Source organism: Embleya sp. NPDC056575 (assembly GCF_042793325.1).
Classification (GTDB): Bacteria; Actinomycetota; Actinomycetes; order Streptomycetales; family Streptomycetaceae; genus Embleya.
Genome location: NZ_JBHTVA010000011.1, coordinates 168921 through 186354, shown reverse-complemented (window position 1 = coordinate 186354; position 17434 = coordinate 168921). Strand labels below are relative to the sequence as shown.

General features: G+C 69.2%; 15 protein-coding genes, 1 tRNA gene and 1 pseudogene. 2 read left to right on the top strand and 15 right to left on the bottom strand.

Annotated elements, in window-relative coordinates; genetic code table 11:
• Positions 1 to 148: 148 nt before the first annotated feature.
• The 4 genes from ACFRCG_RS11590 to ACFRCG_RS11575 all read right to left on the bottom strand — a co-directional run bounded on the left by ACFRCG_RS11590 (position 149) and on the right by ACFRCG_RS11575 (position 1825).
• Positions 149 to 391, bottom strand: coding sequence for a hypothetical protein (locus ACFRCG_RS11590; RefSeq protein WP_380030623.1), 243 nt, complete (start codon positions 389 to 391; stop codon positions 149 to 151).
• Positions 388 to 660: a hypothetical protein gene (locus tag ACFRCG_RS11585; protein ID WP_380030622.1), complete on the bottom strand. Its 273-nt coding sequence runs from the start codon at positions 658 to 660 to the stop codon at positions 388 to 390. The genes ACFRCG_RS11590 and ACFRCG_RS11585 overlap by 4 nt, the downstream gene beginning before the upstream one ends.
• A 173-nt stretch (positions 661 to 833) precedes the next feature.
• On the bottom strand, positions 834 to 1022 hold the full coding sequence (locus ACFRCG_RS11580) for a DUF397 domain-containing protein (RefSeq protein ID WP_380030621.1): 189 nt from the start codon (positions 1020 to 1022) through the stop codon (positions 834 to 836).
• Positions 1019 to 1825 (bottom strand): helix-turn-helix domain-containing protein, encoded by an 807-nt coding sequence (locus tag ACFRCG_RS11575; RefSeq protein ID WP_380030620.1) that lies wholly within the window; start codon positions 1823 to 1825, stop codon positions 1019 to 1021. The genes ACFRCG_RS11580 and ACFRCG_RS11575 overlap by 4 nt, the downstream gene beginning before the upstream one ends.
• Before the next feature lie 152 nt (positions 1826 to 1977).
• Here ACFRCG_RS11575 and ACFRCG_RS11570 point away from each other — a divergent pair, with 152 nt between their 5' ends.
• Both ACFRCG_RS11570 and ACFRCG_RS11565 read left to right on the top strand, forming a co-directional pair.
• Complete coding sequence (locus tag ACFRCG_RS11570; protein WP_380030619.1) at positions 1978 to 2433, top strand: hypothetical protein; 456 nt, start codon at positions 1978 to 1980, stop codon at positions 2431 to 2433.
• Between the two features lie 279 nt (positions 2434 to 2712).
• A complete protein-coding gene (locus ACFRCG_RS11565) occupies positions 2713 to 2904 on the top strand; it encodes a hypothetical protein (RefSeq protein ID WP_380030617.1) in 192 nt (63 codons plus the stop codon).
• A gap of 191 nt (positions 2905 to 3095) precedes the next feature.
• On the opposite strand, the gene ACFRCG_RS11560 is transcribed toward ACFRCG_RS11565, so the two are convergent.
• The 11 genes and pseudogenes from ACFRCG_RS11560 to dnaA all read right to left on the bottom strand — a co-directional run bounded on the left by ACFRCG_RS11560 (position 3096) and on the right by dnaA (position 17101).
• Entirely contained in the window at positions 3096 to 3491 is a 396-nt protein-coding gene (locus tag ACFRCG_RS11560; protein ID WP_380030630.1) for a hypothetical protein, read from the bottom strand.
• A gap of 39 nt (positions 3492 to 3530) precedes the next feature.
• Positions 3531 to 3713, bottom strand: a pseudogene (locus tag ACFRCG_RS11555) (GntR family transcriptional regulator); the annotation flags it as partial.
• Positions 3714 to 4250: 537 nt separating this feature from the next.
• A tRNA-Ile gene (locus tag ACFRCG_RS11550) sits at positions 4251 to 4324 on the bottom strand.
• A 50-nt stretch (positions 4325 to 4374) separates the two neighbouring features.
• The gene (locus tag ACFRCG_RS11545; protein WP_380030616.1) at positions 4375 to 5196 is read right to left on the bottom strand and encodes a DUF3566 domain-containing protein; all 822 of its coding nucleotides are present in this window, start codon (positions 5194 to 5196) and stop codon (positions 4375 to 4377) included.
• A 3-nt stretch (positions 5197 to 5199) separates the two neighbouring features.
• Complete coding sequence (gene gyrA / locus ACFRCG_RS11540) at positions 5200 to 7824, bottom strand: DNA gyrase subunit A (protein ID WP_126640253.1); 2625 nt, start codon at positions 7822 to 7824, stop codon at positions 5200 to 5202.
• Positions 7825 to 7905: 81 nt separating this feature from the next.
• Positions 7906 to 9942, bottom strand: coding sequence for a DNA topoisomerase (ATP-hydrolyzing) subunit B (gene gyrB, locus ACFRCG_RS11535; protein ID WP_380003306.1), 2037 nt, complete (start codon positions 9940 to 9942; stop codon positions 7906 to 7908).
• A 392-nt stretch (positions 9943 to 10334) separates the two neighbouring features.
• A complete protein-coding gene (locus tag ACFRCG_RS11530) occupies positions 10335 to 10841 on the bottom strand; it encodes a DUF721 domain-containing protein (RefSeq protein WP_380030614.1) in 507 nt (168 codons plus the stop codon).
• The gene (gene recF, locus ACFRCG_RS11525) at positions 10834 to 11991 is read right to left on the bottom strand and encodes a DNA replication/repair protein RecF (RefSeq protein WP_380030613.1); all 1158 of its coding nucleotides are present in this window, start codon (positions 11989 to 11991) and stop codon (positions 10834 to 10836) included. The genes ACFRCG_RS11530 and recF overlap by 8 nt, the downstream gene beginning before the upstream one ends.
• 18 nt (positions 11992 to 12009) lie before the next feature.
• Positions 12010 to 12951: a phosphogluconate dehydrogenase (NAD(+)-dependent, decarboxylating) gene (gene gnd, locus ACFRCG_RS11520; RefSeq protein ID WP_380030611.1), complete on the bottom strand. Its 942-nt coding sequence runs from the start codon at positions 12949 to 12951 to the stop codon at positions 12010 to 12012.
• A gap of 200 nt (positions 12952 to 13151) precedes the next feature.
• The gene (gene dnaN / locus ACFRCG_RS11515; RefSeq protein WP_380030609.1) at positions 13152 to 14285 is read right to left on the bottom strand and encodes a DNA polymerase III subunit beta; all 1134 of its coding nucleotides are present in this window, start codon (positions 14283 to 14285) and stop codon (positions 13152 to 13154) included.
• An 836-nt stretch (positions 14286 to 15121) separates the two neighbouring features.
• Positions 15122 to 17101, bottom strand: coding sequence for a chromosomal replication initiator protein DnaA (gene dnaA / locus ACFRCG_RS11510; protein WP_380030608.1), 1980 nt, complete (start codon positions 17099 to 17101; stop codon positions 15122 to 15124).
• Positions 17102 to 17434 lie beyond the last annotated feature (333 nt).

Sequence of the window (17434 nt, the reverse complement as noted above, 5' to 3'; positions counted from 1 at the left end):
GCGACGACTGCGGCGTGTGCGGCGTCCCAGCGGGCCTGGGCGTCGGTGAGGCTGGGTGTGCTGTCGTGCGTGTCGTGCATCCGTGCGACGCTACCTGCCGGGTCCGACATCGCGGCGGTGGGCGCGGCCGGCGTCCGGGTGGTGTGGGTCAGAGGCCGCGGACGTGGAGCATGGTGACGACGAGGACGCCGGAGCTGACTTCGTACTCGGTGATGACCCCGGCGAGGACGGCGGTGCGCCGGTCGGGGTTGCCGCGTATGGCGTCGCCGTAGGTGCGGGGCGAGTACGACATGGCGTCGACTTCGCTGTCGAATGCCCTCCGGGTCGAGGCGGAGAGGGCGTTGTAGCCGGTGAGCGCATTGTCGGTGTACTGGACCCGGTATTTGCTCATGTCTCGACCGGTGTCCCGTCGGCGTTGAACAGGCCGCGGTTGTCGCCCGCGGCGACTCGGGCGGCGATGGCGTCGTCGTGGGCGCGCATCTCGGGGGTTTTGGCCCAGGCGGAGGCGACGGCGGCGAGGTTGTCGATGTGGGCGTGGGCGATGTCGTGGTCGAACTGTTCGCGTTCGTGTTCGGGGAGGGCTGCGCGGATGTCGTGGAGGGTGCCGGGCAGCTCGATGGGCTGGCCGTTGTGGTGGGTGTGGATGACGTGGTCGCTCATGCCGCCCAGGGTGGCACCGGGGCGGCGGTGATCGGTAGCCGGCGCACTCGGGTGGAGCACGCGCCGGGCAATGCGCCCTGCGGGTGTCGGGCTGCCGGTGCATCATGGTCGGGTCCGGACATGGTTCGAGCCCGCCTCCAGCTGCCCTGGGGACGGGCTCGAACGCTGTCCGCTCAGCGAGTGGCGTCGAGGAATGCTGCCCATGCCTCGGTGCCGGCGCTGATGATCGGCGAATCGTCGACCTTGCTGTCGCGCACGCCGACCGAGCTGGTCAGCGGGGCAACCTCGACGCAGTCGCCGCCCTGATTCCCGCTGTAGCTGCTCTTTCGCCACGTGCCCGTGGTCGCGCGCTCACTGCTCATAGGGCTCCTGCAATCTTCTCGATCAGTTCGACGGACTCTGCCGCCCGGAGGGCTTGCGTCTGGATCCTGCCATGCCGCTGAGCGATCACCGCAGCCTGCTCCGGGTCCGACACCCAGGACCCGCCGGCCTGGCCCTCGATGTACACGAGGTCCCGTCCCTTGTGGGTGCGAATCAGGATCATCGGCCCTTCGAGTCCGCTGTGTTCGTCGATGTCCGTGGGCATCACCTGGATCGTGACGTTGCGCATGTGCGCGCACTCGACGATCCGCTTCAGCTGCTCGCGGAGTACCGGTTTCCCGCCCAGGGAGCGACGCAGCACGGCTTCTTCTATCACGAAGCCGAGCACGGCCTGGGGCTTACGGGTAAGAAGTTCCTGCCGCGCGATTCGGGCGGCGACGAGACGATTCACCTCCTCGTCGTCGAGTGGTGGAACGCTGGCGCTGATGGCCGCGTGCGCGTATGCCTCGGTCTGCAGTAGTCCGGGTACGGCGAGCGGGTTGAACGAGTACAGGCTGACGACCTTGGTCTCCAGCTCCGCGTATTCGCGGAACTTGCCCGGGAACAGGGGGCTGGAGAGGGGTTCGATCGCGGCGATCAACGCGCCGTTGGCCTGGAGGAGTTCGTCGAGTGCCCGGATGGTGTCGGGGTTGGGCACGCGTACTCCGCGTTCCCACGAGCTGATCGTGTGTGGGGAGTTGCCGACGGCTTCGCCGACTTGCGTCACGGTCATGCCGAGTTGGTCGCGCAGGTAGCGCAGTTGGGCGCCGAAGATCTGTGCGGCGGGGTTCGCTTGTCCGTCCACTTGCATGTGCCTCCGGTGTACGGGCGTGTACGTGTGGGGCGTCGTGCTGTACGGGCGTGTACGCGGCCCATGAGGCCGGGCGATCACGTGTACACGTGCTGTACAGGCGTCGCTACTGGTCACGGTAGAGGCTGCACGGCAGGCTCGTGAACATGACAGCGGATCAGTTCCCGTTCGCGGTGGCTGCGGTGCCCTATCGGGCGGCGTGGGTGCCGGCCGACGGTATCGAGCAGGTCGGCGCCGGCGTCGAGTTCGACGCGGTGCGGGTCAAGGGTCTCCTGGGGCACGAGGTGGCGTGCGCTTTGGACGTTGCCACGTCCCACCGGGTGGGCCCGGTCGTCCTGGAGGACGCCGAGGGTGACGATACGGCGGCGTACCTGTACTACCTCGTTGCTCGGGGTGAGGGGATCGCCCGCAAGTGGGCGCCGGGGATTCGAGTGTTCGGATTCCCCGACCAGTTGATTCGGGTCCCGGCGCTGTGGGGCAACACCTTCCCGTTGCGGTGGCGTTGCCCGCCCACTCGCGAGAACGAGTTCGTCGACGCTGAGCTGTTGCACCGGGTGCTGTGCAAGATAACGACCTGGTCTCCGCATTCCTCCGACGGCTGACGAGCCGTCCTCCTGCCGCGATGCACGGGCATGCTCGCGGCCTCCGGCCCGGCCCGCGACCCCCACCGCGCCGCCGGGCCGGCCCCAGCGGGCCGACCGCATCATCCGTTCTGCGGAGCGGCCCTGGCCCGGTCGTCGCTGAATCGACGGCCGGGCCCCGACTCCCGCCTTGCCGAGAACGTTCCCCCGACGGCGGCCGGGCGGGCACCCTGCGGGGCCGCGGCGAGCAAGGGGCCGCCGCGGCCCCGCATCCACCACTCACTCACGATGGAGACCACAATGGCCGACCGACCGCTCCGGCGAGGCGACAAGGTGGAGTACGAGCCGCCGGGCAGCGGCGTGCGCTGGTCCGGGGTCCTCCTCACCAGCGACCCGGCTGCGGACACCCTGGAGGTCTCGGGGTATCCGCCTCACCCGGAGCGCTGGACCGCGCCGCGCGCCGATGTGAGGCTGCGGCGCTCGAACATCTAGGCCGGGCCTGCCTCGCCAATGATCACTGAGCGGAGTCGGTCGGCCGCATGATCTTGCCCGCCCAGGGCAGGCGAGCTAGGAATAGAACCGACATTCCCCCATGAACCACCGCTCGCCCGGGCGGTGCATTCGGGCGGGGCCGCGTCGGGGGAACCTTCCCCGCGGCTGTGGAGGCAATGGCCCCGCCCCTCCTACGAGTTGCGTACCCGCCAGCGATCCCCCGGCAACACCAGGTCCTCCGCCGTAACGGGCCTGCCGTCGGCGGCGAACCACACCAGCGAGACGATGAGGAGACCGGATCCGATGGTCACGCCGAGCACGCCGGCCTCGCCTGCGACGGCGCTGCGCATCCATGTCTCTCCGTGGTGGGTGACGGCGGGTCCGCGGTCCTCCGGCGGCATGCGCACGATGCGCAGGTGCGACGGGCGGGAGTTCAGGTCGAGGTACTCGGTCGTCTCGACGGTCAGCGTCGTGCCCGGTGGGACATCCAGAAGGGCGGCTTGGTCGGGCGTGGCCGCCGCTTCGCTCCGCCAGCGGTCGCCCGTCCCGTGTGGCCAGGGTGCGGTCGGATCCGTCATCGTCCTCACGGCGACAGGGTGCGTGACAACCAGGCGGTACCGCTGCTGGCCGGCCACGAGTCCATCCGCACGGAGGAGCGCTGTCGCCTTCGCGGCGGGCCCATCCCCGATGCCGTAGTGCCTACGGAGTTGGCGTCGGCTGGGGAAGGCGCTACCGGGTGGCAGGTCGCCTTCGAGAATTCGTCTGCGAAGGTCGTCTGCGACGCGTAGATATTGAGCGTCGGCCGGCACGGAGCGACGCTAGCCACGACGTCGTGATCTTGTAACTACAAGATGTTTGCAGTAGACAACGAGCTTCCGCCCTGTTGGGCGGTATGTCGTCCGGCCCGGGTCCACGCTCCGCATCCCCCGGGTCGGGCCCGATGCGGCCCGAGAGGTCGCACGGCCGCCCCGAGTGCACAGACGCGCTCGGGGCGGTCTACTGTTCGTGGCGAAGCAAAAGACCCCCTCCGGTTTCCACGGAGGGGGTCTCTTCCGATGCGAGAAGAACCGGGGCGGCGAACCGCCCCAGCCTCCACTCCCCGATCGGAATCGAGGACGCATCCGACGGGCTGGGCCCGTCCCACACAACTGACCATAGAGGGCGGCGCCGACACTCACCATCGATTCGGAAGATGATCATCCGATCGAGGGAAGATCGACACGTGTCATCGCCGACCGCCGCTCCGTGGGGATGTGGACGGGATGTGGATTCTCAAGATCCAAAAAGCAGTGAGACTCGGCCGCCGAGAACGGCGCCCGAGCCTCTGACCTGCTAATTAACTACCGTGGGCCTAACAGGACTTGAACCTGTGGCCTCTTCCTTATCAGGGAAGCGCTCTAACCGTCTGAGCTATAGGCCCGCGTGCGTGCTCAGAGAGCGTACCGCACCGCTTGCCCGCCACCAAAATCCTTAGTCCTCCTCCGCCAGGGTGACCTCGATGCCTCCGGTGAAGGATGCGGTGAGGTTGTAGAGGAAGGCGCCGAGTGTGGCCAGCGCGGTCACCAGGATGACGTCGACGATGGCCACGATGCCGCTGAAGAAGAGCGTGTTCTTCAGGGACAGGGAGTGTTGGAGGTCGAAGCCGGAGTTGTTCTCCGACTGGGTCGCCTCCTTCACCGTGTCGCCGACCGAGGCGAATACGCCGAGGCCGTCCAGCACCAGCCACAACACGGTCACCGCCACCATCAGCACCACGCCCAGTGCCAGGGACAGCAGGAAACCGACCTTCATCACCGACCACGGATCCACCCGCGCCGCCCGCAGTCGGGCCCGCCTCGTGCGCGCGCTCGGCCGCGGTTGCGGCTCCGGGCCCGAACCGGGCCGGCCCCCCTGCTGCGCCATGGGCTGCCCCGGTTGGTGGGCGGCCGACGGGGTCCCGCCGGCCGGGGTGCCCCGGATCGGGCGCGGCGTGGTGATCGTGCCGCCCGCCGTCGGACGGGCCGCCGCCGGCCTGCCGTTGACCGCGGCCGGCGGCCGCTCCGTACCCTCGCTCGCCGCAGCCGCGGCAGGGAAGGGGGACGCGAACGGGGTCGGCCCCGCGGGACGCGGCGGATGCGCCGCCGCGTCCCGGGAGGGCCCGGCCCCGTGCGCGGGGGGTGGACCGGCCGGCTTCGGCGGCACCGCGTCCGGCGGCACCGCCTCGCCGCGACCCGTGCTGTCAGCGCGCCCGCCGGTTCGACCCCGGTCGGCGCGCTCGCCTCTCCCGCCGGCCGACTTCCGGTCTGTGCTCACGCGTCACCCTTCCTGCCCGCCGGGCGCGACCTCCCCTGCGATGGTGGAGGTCGGCTCGTGCGTGCCATCGGCCGCACCGGCTTCGGCCCCATCGACCTCAGGGTCGATCTCGGCCTCGGGCTCAGGTTCGGCGTTACGTGCGATGCCGACAACGGCGTCGCCCTTACCCAGGTTGATCAGCTGCACACCCATCGTGTCACGTCCGGTGTGCCGGACACCCGCGGCGCGGGTACGGATCACTCCGCCGCCGAGGGTGATGGCCAGGATTTCATCCGTGTCGTCCACCACGAGCGCCCCGACGAGTGAACCGCGGTCCTCGACGATCTTGGCGGCCTTGATGCCGAGGCCCCCACGACCCTGGACGCGATACTCGTCCACACTGGTTCGCTTCGCGAAGCCCCCATCGGTGGCGGTGAACACGAACGTGCCCTCGCGCACCACGTTCATCGACAACAGTTCGTCGCCTTCGCGGAAGCTCATGCCCTTCACCCCGGACGTCGCGCGACCCATCGGCCGCAACGACTCGTCCGTGGCGGTGAACCGGATCGACTGCGCCTTCTTGCTGACCAGCAGCAGGTCGTCGTCCGCGGAGACCAGCTCGGCACCGATCACCTCGTCGTCGTCACCGGCCTCGTCCGAGCGCAGGTTGATCGCGATCACGCCCGCGGAGCGGTTGGTGTCGTACTCCTTGAGCGCGGTCTTCTTCACCAGACCGGCCTTGGTCGCGAGCACCAGATACGGCGCGACCTCGTAGTCGCGCAGGTCGAGCACCTGGGCGATCTTCTCGTCGGGCTGGAACGCCAGCAGGTTGGCCACGTGTTGCCCACGCGCCTCACGACCGGTGTCCGGCAGCTCGTACGCCTTCGCCCGATACACCCGGCCCTTGTTCGTGAAGAACAGGATCCAGTGGTGCGTGGTGGTCACGAAGAAGTGGTCGACGATGTCGTCCTGCTTCAGATGCGCCCCGCGCACACCCTTGCCGCCGCGCTTTTGCGAGCGGTACAGGTCGGTCCGGGTGCGCTTGACGTAGCCGCCCCGGGTGATGGTGATGACGATGTCCTCTTCGGCGATCAGGTCCTCGATGGACATGTCGCCGTCGAAGGGCACCAGCTGGCTGCGCCGGTCGTCGCCGAACTTCTCGACGATCGCGGCCAGTTCCTCGCTGATGATCTGCCGCTGCCGCTCCGGCGAGGCCAGGATCGCCTGGTAGTCGGTGATCTTCGCCATCAGTTCGTCGTGCTCGGCGGTGATCTTCTGGTGCTCCAGCGCGGCCAGCCGGCGAAGCTGCATCTCCAGGATCGCGTTGGCCTGGATCTCGTCGATCTCCAGGAGCCCGATCAGGCCGGTACGCGCCTCGTCCACCGTGTTCGAGGCGCGGATCAGCGCGATGACCTCCTCGATCGCGTCGAGGGCCTTGAGCAGACCGCGCAGGATGTGTGCGCGCTCCTCCGCCTTGCGCAGCCGGAAGCGGGTCCGCCGGATGATCACCTCGATCTGGTGGTCCACCCAGTTGCGGATGAACAGGTCGATCGAGAGCGTGCGCGGCACACCGTCCACCAGCGCGAGCATGTTCGCGCCGAAGGTGTCCTGCAGCTGGGTGTGCTTGTACAGGTTGTTCAGCACGACCTTGGCCACCGCGTCGCGCTTGAGCACGATCACCAAGCGCTGCCCGGTACGCGAGGAGGTCTCGTCGCGCACGTCGGCGATGCCGCCGATCTTGCCGTCCTTGACCAGGTCGGCGATCTTCTGCGCGAGGTTGTCCGGGTTGACCTGGTAGGGCAGTTCGGTGACCACCAGGCACTGCCGGTTCTGGATCTCCTCGACCTCGACCACGGCACGCATGGTGATCGAGCCGCGCCCGGTGCGGTACGCGTCCTCGATGCCGCGCCGGCCGACGACCAGTGCGCCGCTGGGGAAGTCCGGGCCCTTGATCCGCTCGATCAGGGCGTCCTGCAGCTCCTCCGCGGACACGTCCGGGTTCTGCAGGAACCACTGCGCGCCCGACGCGACCTCGCGCAGGTTGTGCGGCGGGATGTTGGTCGCCATACCGACCGCGATGCCGGCGGACCCGTTGACCAGCAGGTTCGGGAACCGGGCCGGCAGAACCGTCGGCTCCTGGTTGCGGCCGTCGTAGTTGTCCTGGAGATCGACGGTCTCCTCGTCGATGTCCCGGAGCATCTCCATGGACAGCCACTTGAGCTTGCACTCGGTGTACCGCATGGCCGCGGCCGGGTCGTTGCCCGGCGAGCCGAAGTTGCCGTTGCTGTCCACCAGCGGCATGCGCATCGACCACGGCTGGGCCAGGCGCACCAGCGCGTCGTAGATGGAGGTGTCGCCGTGCGGGTGGTACGTACCCATGACGTCACCGACGACGCGGGCGCACTTGTAGAAGCCCTTCTCGGGCCGGTAGCCGCCGTCGTACATCGCGTAGAGCACGCGCCGGTGCACCGGCTTGAGGCCGTCACGCACGTCGGGTAGGGCGCGCGAGACGATCACGCTCATCGCGTAGTCGAGGTAGCTGCGCTGCATCTCGGTCTCGAGCCCGACCGGCTCGATCCGCAGGCCGCCGGTGCTGTTGACCGCGTCCTCCTGGTCGCCTTCGGGCGCCGGGGTGTTCTCATCGGCCATTGCTGGTCAATGTCCTTTCGAGCTGTGACGTGGGGCCGACTCGGATGTGGATATCCGCCGGCAGGCGGATGCCCCGGCCGGTCAGATGTCCAGGAACCTGACGTCCTTGGCGTTGCGCTGGATGAACGAGCGACGAGCCTCGACGTCCTCACCCATGAGCACCGAGAACAGTTCGTCGGCCTGGGCCGCGTCGTCGAGGGTGACCTGACCCAGGACGCGGTGGTCGATGTCCATCGTGGTCACCCGAAGCTCCTCGGCGTTCATCTCGCCGAGGCCCTTGAAGCGCTGGATCGAGTCGTCCTTGGCCCGCTTGCCCGCCTGTCGGCCGAGTTCGAGCAGCGCGTCGCGCTCGCGGTCGGAGTAGGCGTACTCGAAGTCGTCCCGGCTCCACTTGATCTTGTACAGCGGCGGCCGGGAGAGGTACACGTGGCCGGCCTCGACCAGCGGGCGCATGAAGCGGAACAGGAAGGTCAGCAGCAGCGTGTTGATGTGCTGACCGTCGACGTCGGCGTCCGCCATCAGGATGATCTTGTGATAGCGCAGCTTCTCGATGTCGAAGTCCTCGTGCACACCGGTGCCGAAGGCCGAGATGAGCGCCTGGACCTCGGTGTTCTGCAGGATCTTGTCGATCCGGGCCTTCTCGACGTTCAGGATCTTGCCGCGGATCGGCAGGATCGCCTGGTACATCGGGTCGCGGCCGGACTTGGCCGAGCCGCCGGCCGAGTCGCCCTCGACGATGAAGATCTCGCACTTGGACGGGTCGTTGCTCTGGCAGTCGCTGAGCTTGCCCGGCAGCGAGGCGGTCTCCAGCAGACCCTTGCGCCGGGTCAGGTCGCGCGCCTTGCGCGCCGCCATCCGCGCGGTGGCCGCCTGGATGCCCTTGCGGATGATGTCCGCGGCCTCGCTCGGGTTGCGGTCGAGCCAGTCGGTGAGGTGTTCGTGCACCACCCGCTGCACGAACGTCTTCGCCTCGGTGTTGCCCAGCTTGTCCTTGGTCTGGCCCTCGAACTGCGGGTCGCCGAGCTTGACCGAGATGATCGCGGTCAGACCCTCGCGGATGTCCTCGCCGGCGAGGTTCTCGTCCTTCTCCTTGAGCAGCTTCTTCTCCCGCGCGTAGCGGTTGATCAGCGCGGTCAGCGCGGACCGGAAGCCCTCTTCGTGGGTGCCGCCGCCATGCGTGTGGATCGTGTTCGCGAAGCTGTGCACACCCTCGGTGTACTGCGAGTTCCACTGCATCGCGACTTCCACCGAGATGGTGCGCGACTTGTCCTCGGCCTCGATGTCGATCACCGAGGGGTGGACCAGCTCGCCCTTGCGCGAGTTGAGGTAGCGCACGAAGTCGGCGATGCCGCCCTCGTAGTGGTACGTGACCGCGAGCTGCTCGCCCTTCTCGTCCACGTGGTCCGGGCGCTCGTCCCGGAGCGAGATGGTCAGGCCCTTGTTGAGGAAGGCCATCTCCTGGAAGCGCCGGGAGAGCGTCTCGAACGAGTAGACCGTGGTCTCGAAGATGTCCGGGTCGGCCCAGAAGGTGACCGTGGTGCCGGTCTCGGTGGCCGCCTCGTGCCGCTCCAGCGGCGCGGTGGGGGTGCCCAGCTTGTAGTCCTGTGTCCAGCGGTAGCCGTCGCGGCGGATGTCCACCGCGAGGCGCGAGGACAGCGCGTTGACCACGGAGACGCCGACGCCGTGCAGACCGCCGGAGACCGAGTAGCCGCCGCCGCCGAACTTGCCGCCGGCGTGCAGGATGGTCAGGACGACCTCGACCGCGGGCTTCTTCTCCACCGGGTGCATGTCGACCGGGATACCGCGGCCGTTGTCCACCACGCGCACGCCGCCGTCGGCGAGGATCGTCGCCTCGATGTGCGTCGCGTGCCCCGCCAGCGCCTCGTCGACCGAGTTGTCCACAACCTCGTAGACGAGGTGGTGCAGACCGCGCTCACCGGTGGAACCGATGTACATGCCCGGGCGCTTGCGGACCGCGTCGAGGCCCTCCAGGACCTGGATGTCGCTCGCGCCGTAGGACTGCCCGTTGCTCGCGGCAGAGGTTTCCGGCGAGCCGGCCACGTCATTCTCCTTGGGGTTGCCGGAATCGGCCACGAAGCGCCCTTTCTGGCACAGCACGGCTCCCTGCCCGGGAGCAGGAACGGCAGGGTGCGTCGAAGGGCAGGCAGCCGGCCCGACGCGCCCCCGGGCACGGAGCCGCGGAAGTCGAAACAGGATCCGCATGAGCGGTATTGCTGGTTCAGTCTACCGGTCGGGGCGACACAAAGATGGGTTCCCAAGGGCCCTGTGTTCGCGTGTGGCGCCCTGATGTGCCCTGTCGCATGTCCCCCCACTTGCCCCGGGGTCCCGAATCGCTCTCATGCCTGTCCACGCGGCGCGGGCGACTCGGATGGTGACAGCGTGTCAGACCGGTATGACACCGGACACATCGCCCCCGCCGGCGCGGTCGCCGGCGGCCGGCGCACCCGCCCGGATCGGCGCGGGCCGCGTGGCCCGTGGCCGAAAACCGTCTACGGCTGGGCGCGCCACGCGCCCCGGCGGCGCTCCTGGGCCGGACCGAGGACACGGATGTAGGTGACGGTGCCGTCACCCAGCTCCTGGTTGAGCCTGGCGAGCAGTTTCGGTGCGAGCCAGCGCAATTGGGTGGCGTAGTTGTCGGATTCGGCGCGCACCACGAGTTCGCCGTCCTCGAAACGTTCCGGACGGCAGTTGGCCGCCAGCGCCGGGCCGACGATTTCCGGCCAACGCTGGAGTACGCCGTGCACCGCCGCCGGGGTCTGCCAGCCGCGCTCGCTGACCAGGCGCCCCATGATCTGCCGCAGGGGCTGGGGGTCGCGGTCGTCGGGTCCGGAACCGCTGCGTTTCAAGCCACGCCGGGCCCGGTCCTGGTCCTGCCGATGGTCGTACCGGGTGCGCGCCTGGGCCCGGGCCTGGGTCAGCGCGGCGCGGGCCAGATCGATGCCGCGCGTCGGCTCGGCCGCGCCGGCGGCGGGCGGGATGTGGTCCTCGTCACTCACCTTCGGCCCCCGTCCCCTCGACCTTCCGCACCTCGCCGGCGGCGACGTCGTAGCGCGCGCCCACGAGCGCGGGCGGCACGTCCTCGGCCACCGCGGCCGTGACCAGCACCTGCTCGCCGTGCGCGACCATCTCGGCCAGCCGCGCCCGCCGGGTGACGTCCAACTCGGCGAACACGTCGTCGAGCACGAGCACCGGCTCGCCCCCGTCCGCGCGCAGCAGTTCGTAGGAGCCCAGCCGCAGTGCCAGCGCGTACGACCAGGACTCGCCGTGGCTGGCGTAGCCCTTCGCGGGCAACGGACCCAGCCGCAACACGAGATCGTCCCGATGCGGGCCGACCAGGGTCTGTCCGCGCTCGACCTCCGCCGCCCGACCGGCGGCGATCGCGGCGGTGAGCACCGCGTGGATCCCCGCCCGGTCCGAGGGCAGCGGGTCCTCCGACATCGAACTGCGGTAGTCGAGCACGATCGGTCCACCGCCTGTGGACAACGCGTCGTACGCCTTGTCCACCAGGGGCTGCAGCGCGGCGACCAGGTCGAGCCGGGCCGCGGTCAACTCGGCGCCGGTCGCGGCCAGATGTTCGTCCCACACGTCGAGCGTGCTCAGCGCCCCGCTGCGGCCTCCGCCCGCCCGCCGGGCCAGCGCCGCGGTCCGCAGCAGCGTGTTGCGCTGCTTGAGCACCCGGTCGTAGTCCTGCCGCACCCCGAGCATCCGGGGAGTGCGCGCGGTCAGCAACTCGTCCAGGAACCGGCGGCGTTCCCCCGGGTCGCCCTTGACCAGGGCCAGGTCCTCCGGCGCGAACAGCACGGTGCGCAGCAGCCCTAGCAGATCGCGCGGCCGGGTGGCGGCCGCGCGGTTGATCCGGGCCCGGTTGGCCTTGCCGGGGTTGATCTCCAACTCGGCCAGCGCGCTGCGGCCGTCCTCGCGGACGATGCTCGCGCGGACGTAGGCCCGCTCGGCGCCGAGCCGGACCAGGGGCGCGTCGGAGGCGACCCGGTGGCTGCCGAGCGTGGCCAGGTAGCCGATCGCCTCGACCAGGTTGGTCTTGCCCTGGCCGTTGGGCCCCACGAACGCGGTCACGCCCGGTTCGAGGGGAACCTCGACCCGGGCGTACGACCGGTAGTCGACGAGTGACAGGTGCGCTACATGCATGGGCGGGCGGGCTGCCGGTCAGCCCGCGTCGGCCTCCTTCGGCGGCGTGACGTCGGCGCCGGGGGCGTCGGCGCCCTTGTGCGTCGACGCGGCGGTGACCGCGTGCCCACCGAACTGGTTGCGCAGCGCGGCGACCATCTTCATCTGCGGCGAGTCGTCCTGACGCGAGGCGAACCGGGCGAACAGCGACGCGGTGATCGCGGGCAGCGGTACGGCGTGGTCGATCGCCGCCTCGACCGTCCAGCGGCCCTCGCCGGAGTCCTCCGCGTAGCCGCGCAGGCCCTCCAGGTGCTCGTCGTCGTCCATCGCGCGCACGGCCAGGTCGAGCAGCCAGGAACGGATGACCGTGCCCTCCTGCCAGCTGCGGAAGACCTCGCGCACGTCGGTGACCACGTCGGCGGCCTCGAGCAGCTCCCAGCCCTCGGCGTAGGCCTGCATCAGCGCGTATTCGATGCCGTTGTGCACCATCTTGGCGAAGTGCCCGGCACCGACCTTGCCCGCGTGCACGAAGCCGGCCGGACCCTCGGGCTTGAGCGCGTCGAAGATCGGCCGCACCTTGGCGATGTCGGCCGCCTCCCCGCCGCACATCAGCGCGTAGCCGTTGTCCCGGCCCCACACGCCGCCGGAGACGCCGCAGTCGACGAAGCCGATGTCCTTCTTGGCCAGCGCCTCGGCGTGCTTGATGTCGTCCGTCCAGCGCGAGTTGCCGCCGTCGACGACCACATCGCCCGGGGACAGCAGTTCGCCCAGCTCGTCGATCGTGGCCTGGGTCGGCGCCCCCGCCGGCACCATCACCCACACCACGCGCGGCTCGGCGAGCGTGTCCACAAGTTCCTTGAGGCTGTGGACGTCCGCCACGTCGGGGTTGCGGTCGTAGCCCACCACTGTGTGGCCCGCGCGGCGCAACCGCTCGCGCATGTTGCCACCCATCTTGCCGAGGCCGACGAGTCCGAGCTGCATCCTGAAATCCTTCGTTCGCTGCTGCGATGCCGGGTGGGGCACCGCCGAGGCCGCTTCCGCACCCCCGGCGCCCTCGTAGGGGCGGGGGCTTTCACCGCGTCGACGGTACGCGGGTAGCGGTTGCCCGTGCGGCCGCGGGGTATGCACCGGCGCGCCGGCCGAACCCGGTTGTGCCCCGGCCCGGTTCGACGCCGCCCGGATCAGCCGGAGAGCCGCACCGGCATGATCAGGTAGCGGTACTCGTCGGTGGCCTCGGCCTCCACGTCGGGCTTGCCGGTCATCACGGCGGGCTTCGTGGACGTGGTGAAGGAGATCTGGGCGACCGGGGAGTTGATCGCGCTCAGCCCCTCGAGCAGGAACGTCGGGTTGAAGGCGATCGAGATCTCCTCGCCCTCCAGGCCCGCCTCGATCGCCTCGGACGCCTGCGCCTCGTCGCCGGAGCCGGCTTCGAGCACGAGTCGGCCGTCGGAGAAGGACAGCCGCACCGGGGTGTTGCGCTCGGCGACCAGGGACACGCGCTTGACCGCGTCCACGAACGGCGCGGTCTCGACGGTGGCGACCGTCTCCGACTGCTCGGGGAACAGCGCGCGGTACTTGGGGAATTCGCCTTCGAGCAGGCGGGTGGTGGTGCGCCGGCCCGAACCCTCGAAGCCGATCATGCCCTCGCCGATCTTGTCCCCGGACAGCGCGATCTGCACGCTGTCGCCCTGGGTCAGCGACTTGGCGGTGTCGTTGAGCGTCTTGGCGGGCACCAGGGCCACCGCCGAGGAGAGGCCGTCGGCCTCGGGCTTCCAGTGGAACTGACGGACCGCGAGCCGGTATCGGTCGGTGGCGGCCAGGGTGACCAGGTCGCCCTCGATCTCGACCCGGACGCCGGTCAGCATCGGCAGCGTGTCGTCGCGGCCGGCGGCGATGGCCACCTGGGCCACGGCGGCGGCGAAGACGTCGCCCTCGACGGCACCCGCGGCGGTGGGCATCTCCGGCAGCGCCGGATAGTCCTCCACAGGGAGTGTGGGCAAGGTGAAGCGGGCGCTGCCGCAGACCACGGTCATCTTGGCGCCGTCCGTGGACACCTCCACGGGACGGTTCGGCAGGCTCTTGGAGATGTCGGCGAGCAGTCGCCCGGACACCAGCACCCGGCCCGGCTCGTCCACCTCGGCCTCGACGCCGCCCCGGGCGGAGACCTCGTAGTCGAAGCTGGACAGCGTCAGCCGCTGATCGGCCGCCTCCAGGAGCAATCCGGCGAGGACGGGAACCGCCGGCCGCGCCGGGAGACTCCGCGCGGTCCACGCCACCGCATCAGCGAGAACGTCACGCTCGACCCGGAACTTCACCGGTTCACCGCCTCCTGCCGTTGCCGGCCGTCTGTCGTTTGGTCGCCGTTCGTTTCGGCGTCGGTGTCGGGCCGTCGGGGCCTACCACCGGGACACAGTCTGACGCACCGCGCCGACAGCCCGCGCAGCCCCCGGCAAACCCGCAGTCCACAGATTCGGCCCGTCCCGACCGTTTTCCGTGGATCGATCTTGAACTACGCGTGGTCGTAGTAGTAGGGGGTGTGGATACCGTGGATAACCGGTATATGCGCAGGTCAGAGCCGCTTTTTTATCCACTTCGGGGTGTGGGTGGACCCGTGGATAAACCCCCTGTGTCTGTGGATGCCCGAATTGGCTCCACAGGCCGTCCCCAGCCGTACCCCCGGTTGTCCCCAATCAATCCCCAGGTTGGGGGCCACTTGTCCCCACCCCCTGCGGACGCCATTCGGCTCGGGATTCACCGTAAGGGGTGAAACCGGCCCGACTGTGGACAGATCCGTGGACAACCTGGGGACAAGCCGCGAATTTCGGTGGACGGGACGTGGACAACCGGACAACGCGGCGATGGACGGCGCGGCACGGGAAGGTTATCCACAGTCTGTGGAGGATCCCGCTCCACATCACCACAGGAACCTGACCTGCCGGCTCGCCGGCGTTTTCCCCAGGTTCTCGCAGCCATTGTGGGGAACTCGACGGTAAACAGGTCGTCCCCATGGTGTGGATGCCCGACTCGGCGCTGATCGGTGGATAACTCACCCTCATCGGAGCCGATGAGATGAAGGTCACATCGCACACAGGAAGGCCGGCGCCCCGAAAAGGGAACGCCGGCCGGCCCGAGCGGGTGATCGGGGCTCGAATCAGCTCTTGATCCGGTTCGTCAACTCGGTCACCTGGTTGTAGATCGACCGCCGCTCGGCCATCAGCGAGCGGATCTTGCGGTCGGCGTGCATCACGGTGGTGTGGTCGCGCCCGCCGAACTGGGCGCCGATCTTCGGCAACGACAGATCGGTCAACTCGCGGCACAGATACATGGCGATCTGGCGCGCGGTCACCAGCACCCGGCTGCGCGAGGTGCCGCACAGGTCCTCGACGGACAACCCGAAGTAGGCCGCGGTGTGCGCCATGATCGTGGTCGCCGTGATCTCGGGCCCCGCGCTGTCCGGAATCAGGTCCTTGAGCACGATCTCGGTCAGCTGCAGGTCCACCGGCTGCCGGTTCAGGCTCGCGAACGCGGTCACCCGGATCAGCGCGCCCTCCAGCTCGCGGATGTTCCGGGAGATCTTGCTGGCGATGTACTCCAGCACGTCCGGCGGCGCGTTCAACCCCTCCTGGATCGCCTTCTTGCGCAGGATCGCGATCCGGGTCTCCAATTCGGGCGGCTGCACGTCGGTCAACAGCCCCCACTCGAAACGATTGCGCAGTCGGTCCTCCAGGGTCACCAGCTGCTTGGGCGGCCGGTCCGACGAGATGACGATCTGCTTGTTCGCGTTGTGGAGCGTATTGAAGGTGTGGAAGAACTCCTCCTGGGTCTGCTCCTTGGTCTCCAGGAATTGGATGTCGTCCACCAGCAGAACGTCGACATCTCGATAACGTCGGCGGAAGCCGTCGGCCTTGCCGTCGCGGATCGAGTTGATGAACTCGTTGGTGAACTCCTCCGAGCTCACATACCGCACCCGGGTGCCCGGATACAGGCTCTTCGCGTAGTGCCCGATCGCGTGCAGCAGGTGGGTCTTGCCCAGCCCCGACTCGCCGTAGATGAACAGCGGGTTGTACGCCTTCGCGGGCGCCTCGGCCACGGCCACCGCGGCCGCGTGCGCGAACCGGTTGCTGGAGCCGATGACGAAGGTCTCGAACAGGTACTTGGGATTCAGCCGCGCGGCCGGCTCGTGCTCGACCACCCCGTGCTCGCGACCGGTGCCCGGCCGGGCCAGCCGCAGCGGCCGATTCCCGGGCACGTCGGCCGGTGGGACCGAGGGCGGCGACTGCTGCGGCGGCTGCGGGGCGCCCGAAATCGGCTCTCTGTCGCCGGATTGATGTGTCGAGGTATCCACAAAGCTGTGGACGGAGGATGTGGAAAAGCCGGGTGCTCCGAAGAGGTCTTCCCGATCGGCGAAGAGTGTTCCGTCGGACGGCGGGATTCCCGGATGATCGGACGAGCCGCCCGGTCCGCCGCCGTATCCGTATTGATCACGGGAATCGCGCGGATCACGGGCGTCCCGGTGGTCGCGATCACGCGGATCCCGACCGTCCCTGCCCTCGCGCGCCTCCCGGGGATCACGCGCCTCGCGCGCCTCGCGGGGATCACGTGCCTCCCGGGGATCACGCTGGTCCCGGTACGGTCCGGGCGCGTAGCGCTCGTGCGGGTAGTCCTGCTGATACTGCGGCTCGGCGTACGGGTCCCGGTCCTGACGATACGGCTGCTGGCCGTACGGCTCCTGCGGGTAGGGCTCCTGGGGGTAGCCGTCGCGGCCGTAGCGGTCGCCGTAGGCGGGACGCCCGTACGGGCCGGGGTTGTAGTCGTCGTGCCGGGGCGAGCGCTCGTGCCGCTCGGGCACCTGCTCCGGCTCGCCCGCCCCCGGCTCGACGCTGACCGCGAAGCGGATCGGCCGCCCGAAACCGTGGCTCAGCGCGTCCGTCACCACCTGGCGGAGCCGGGTCTCCAGCACTTCCTTGGCGAACTCGTTCGGCACCGCGAGCAGCGCGGTGTCGGAGAAGAGGGTCAGCGGCTGGGTGCGCTGGAGCCATCCCTTGTCCTTGGCCGTGACCGAGTCGTCGGTGGCCAGTCGTTCCAGGAACCGTGCCCAGACCGCGGCGAGGTCGCTGGTGATGTCAGCCACAGTGCACGCTCTTTCATTGCATCGACGCAGGTCTCGGGAGGGCTCCCAGTGTCCCGGACCCCGGGAGCGAGCGCTCCGGTCCGACTCCACCAGTTCACGGTAGTGGCGGCCATCCACCTGCTCAAGCCGTTGTCCACAGCCTGTGTACAGCCTGCGCGACGGGGCGTTTCCGCAGGTGGGCGACGTGCCCCGGATCCCCCATTTGACCCCGTCCCCTGTTGGTACGTACCGTGGGCCGGTCTAGTTGTCTGACGACCGCTGCCGCATGTCCGAGATCATGTCGATGCGGACGTACGGTGGTGGCCGGCGGTCTTTTCTGCCGGCCCACGATTC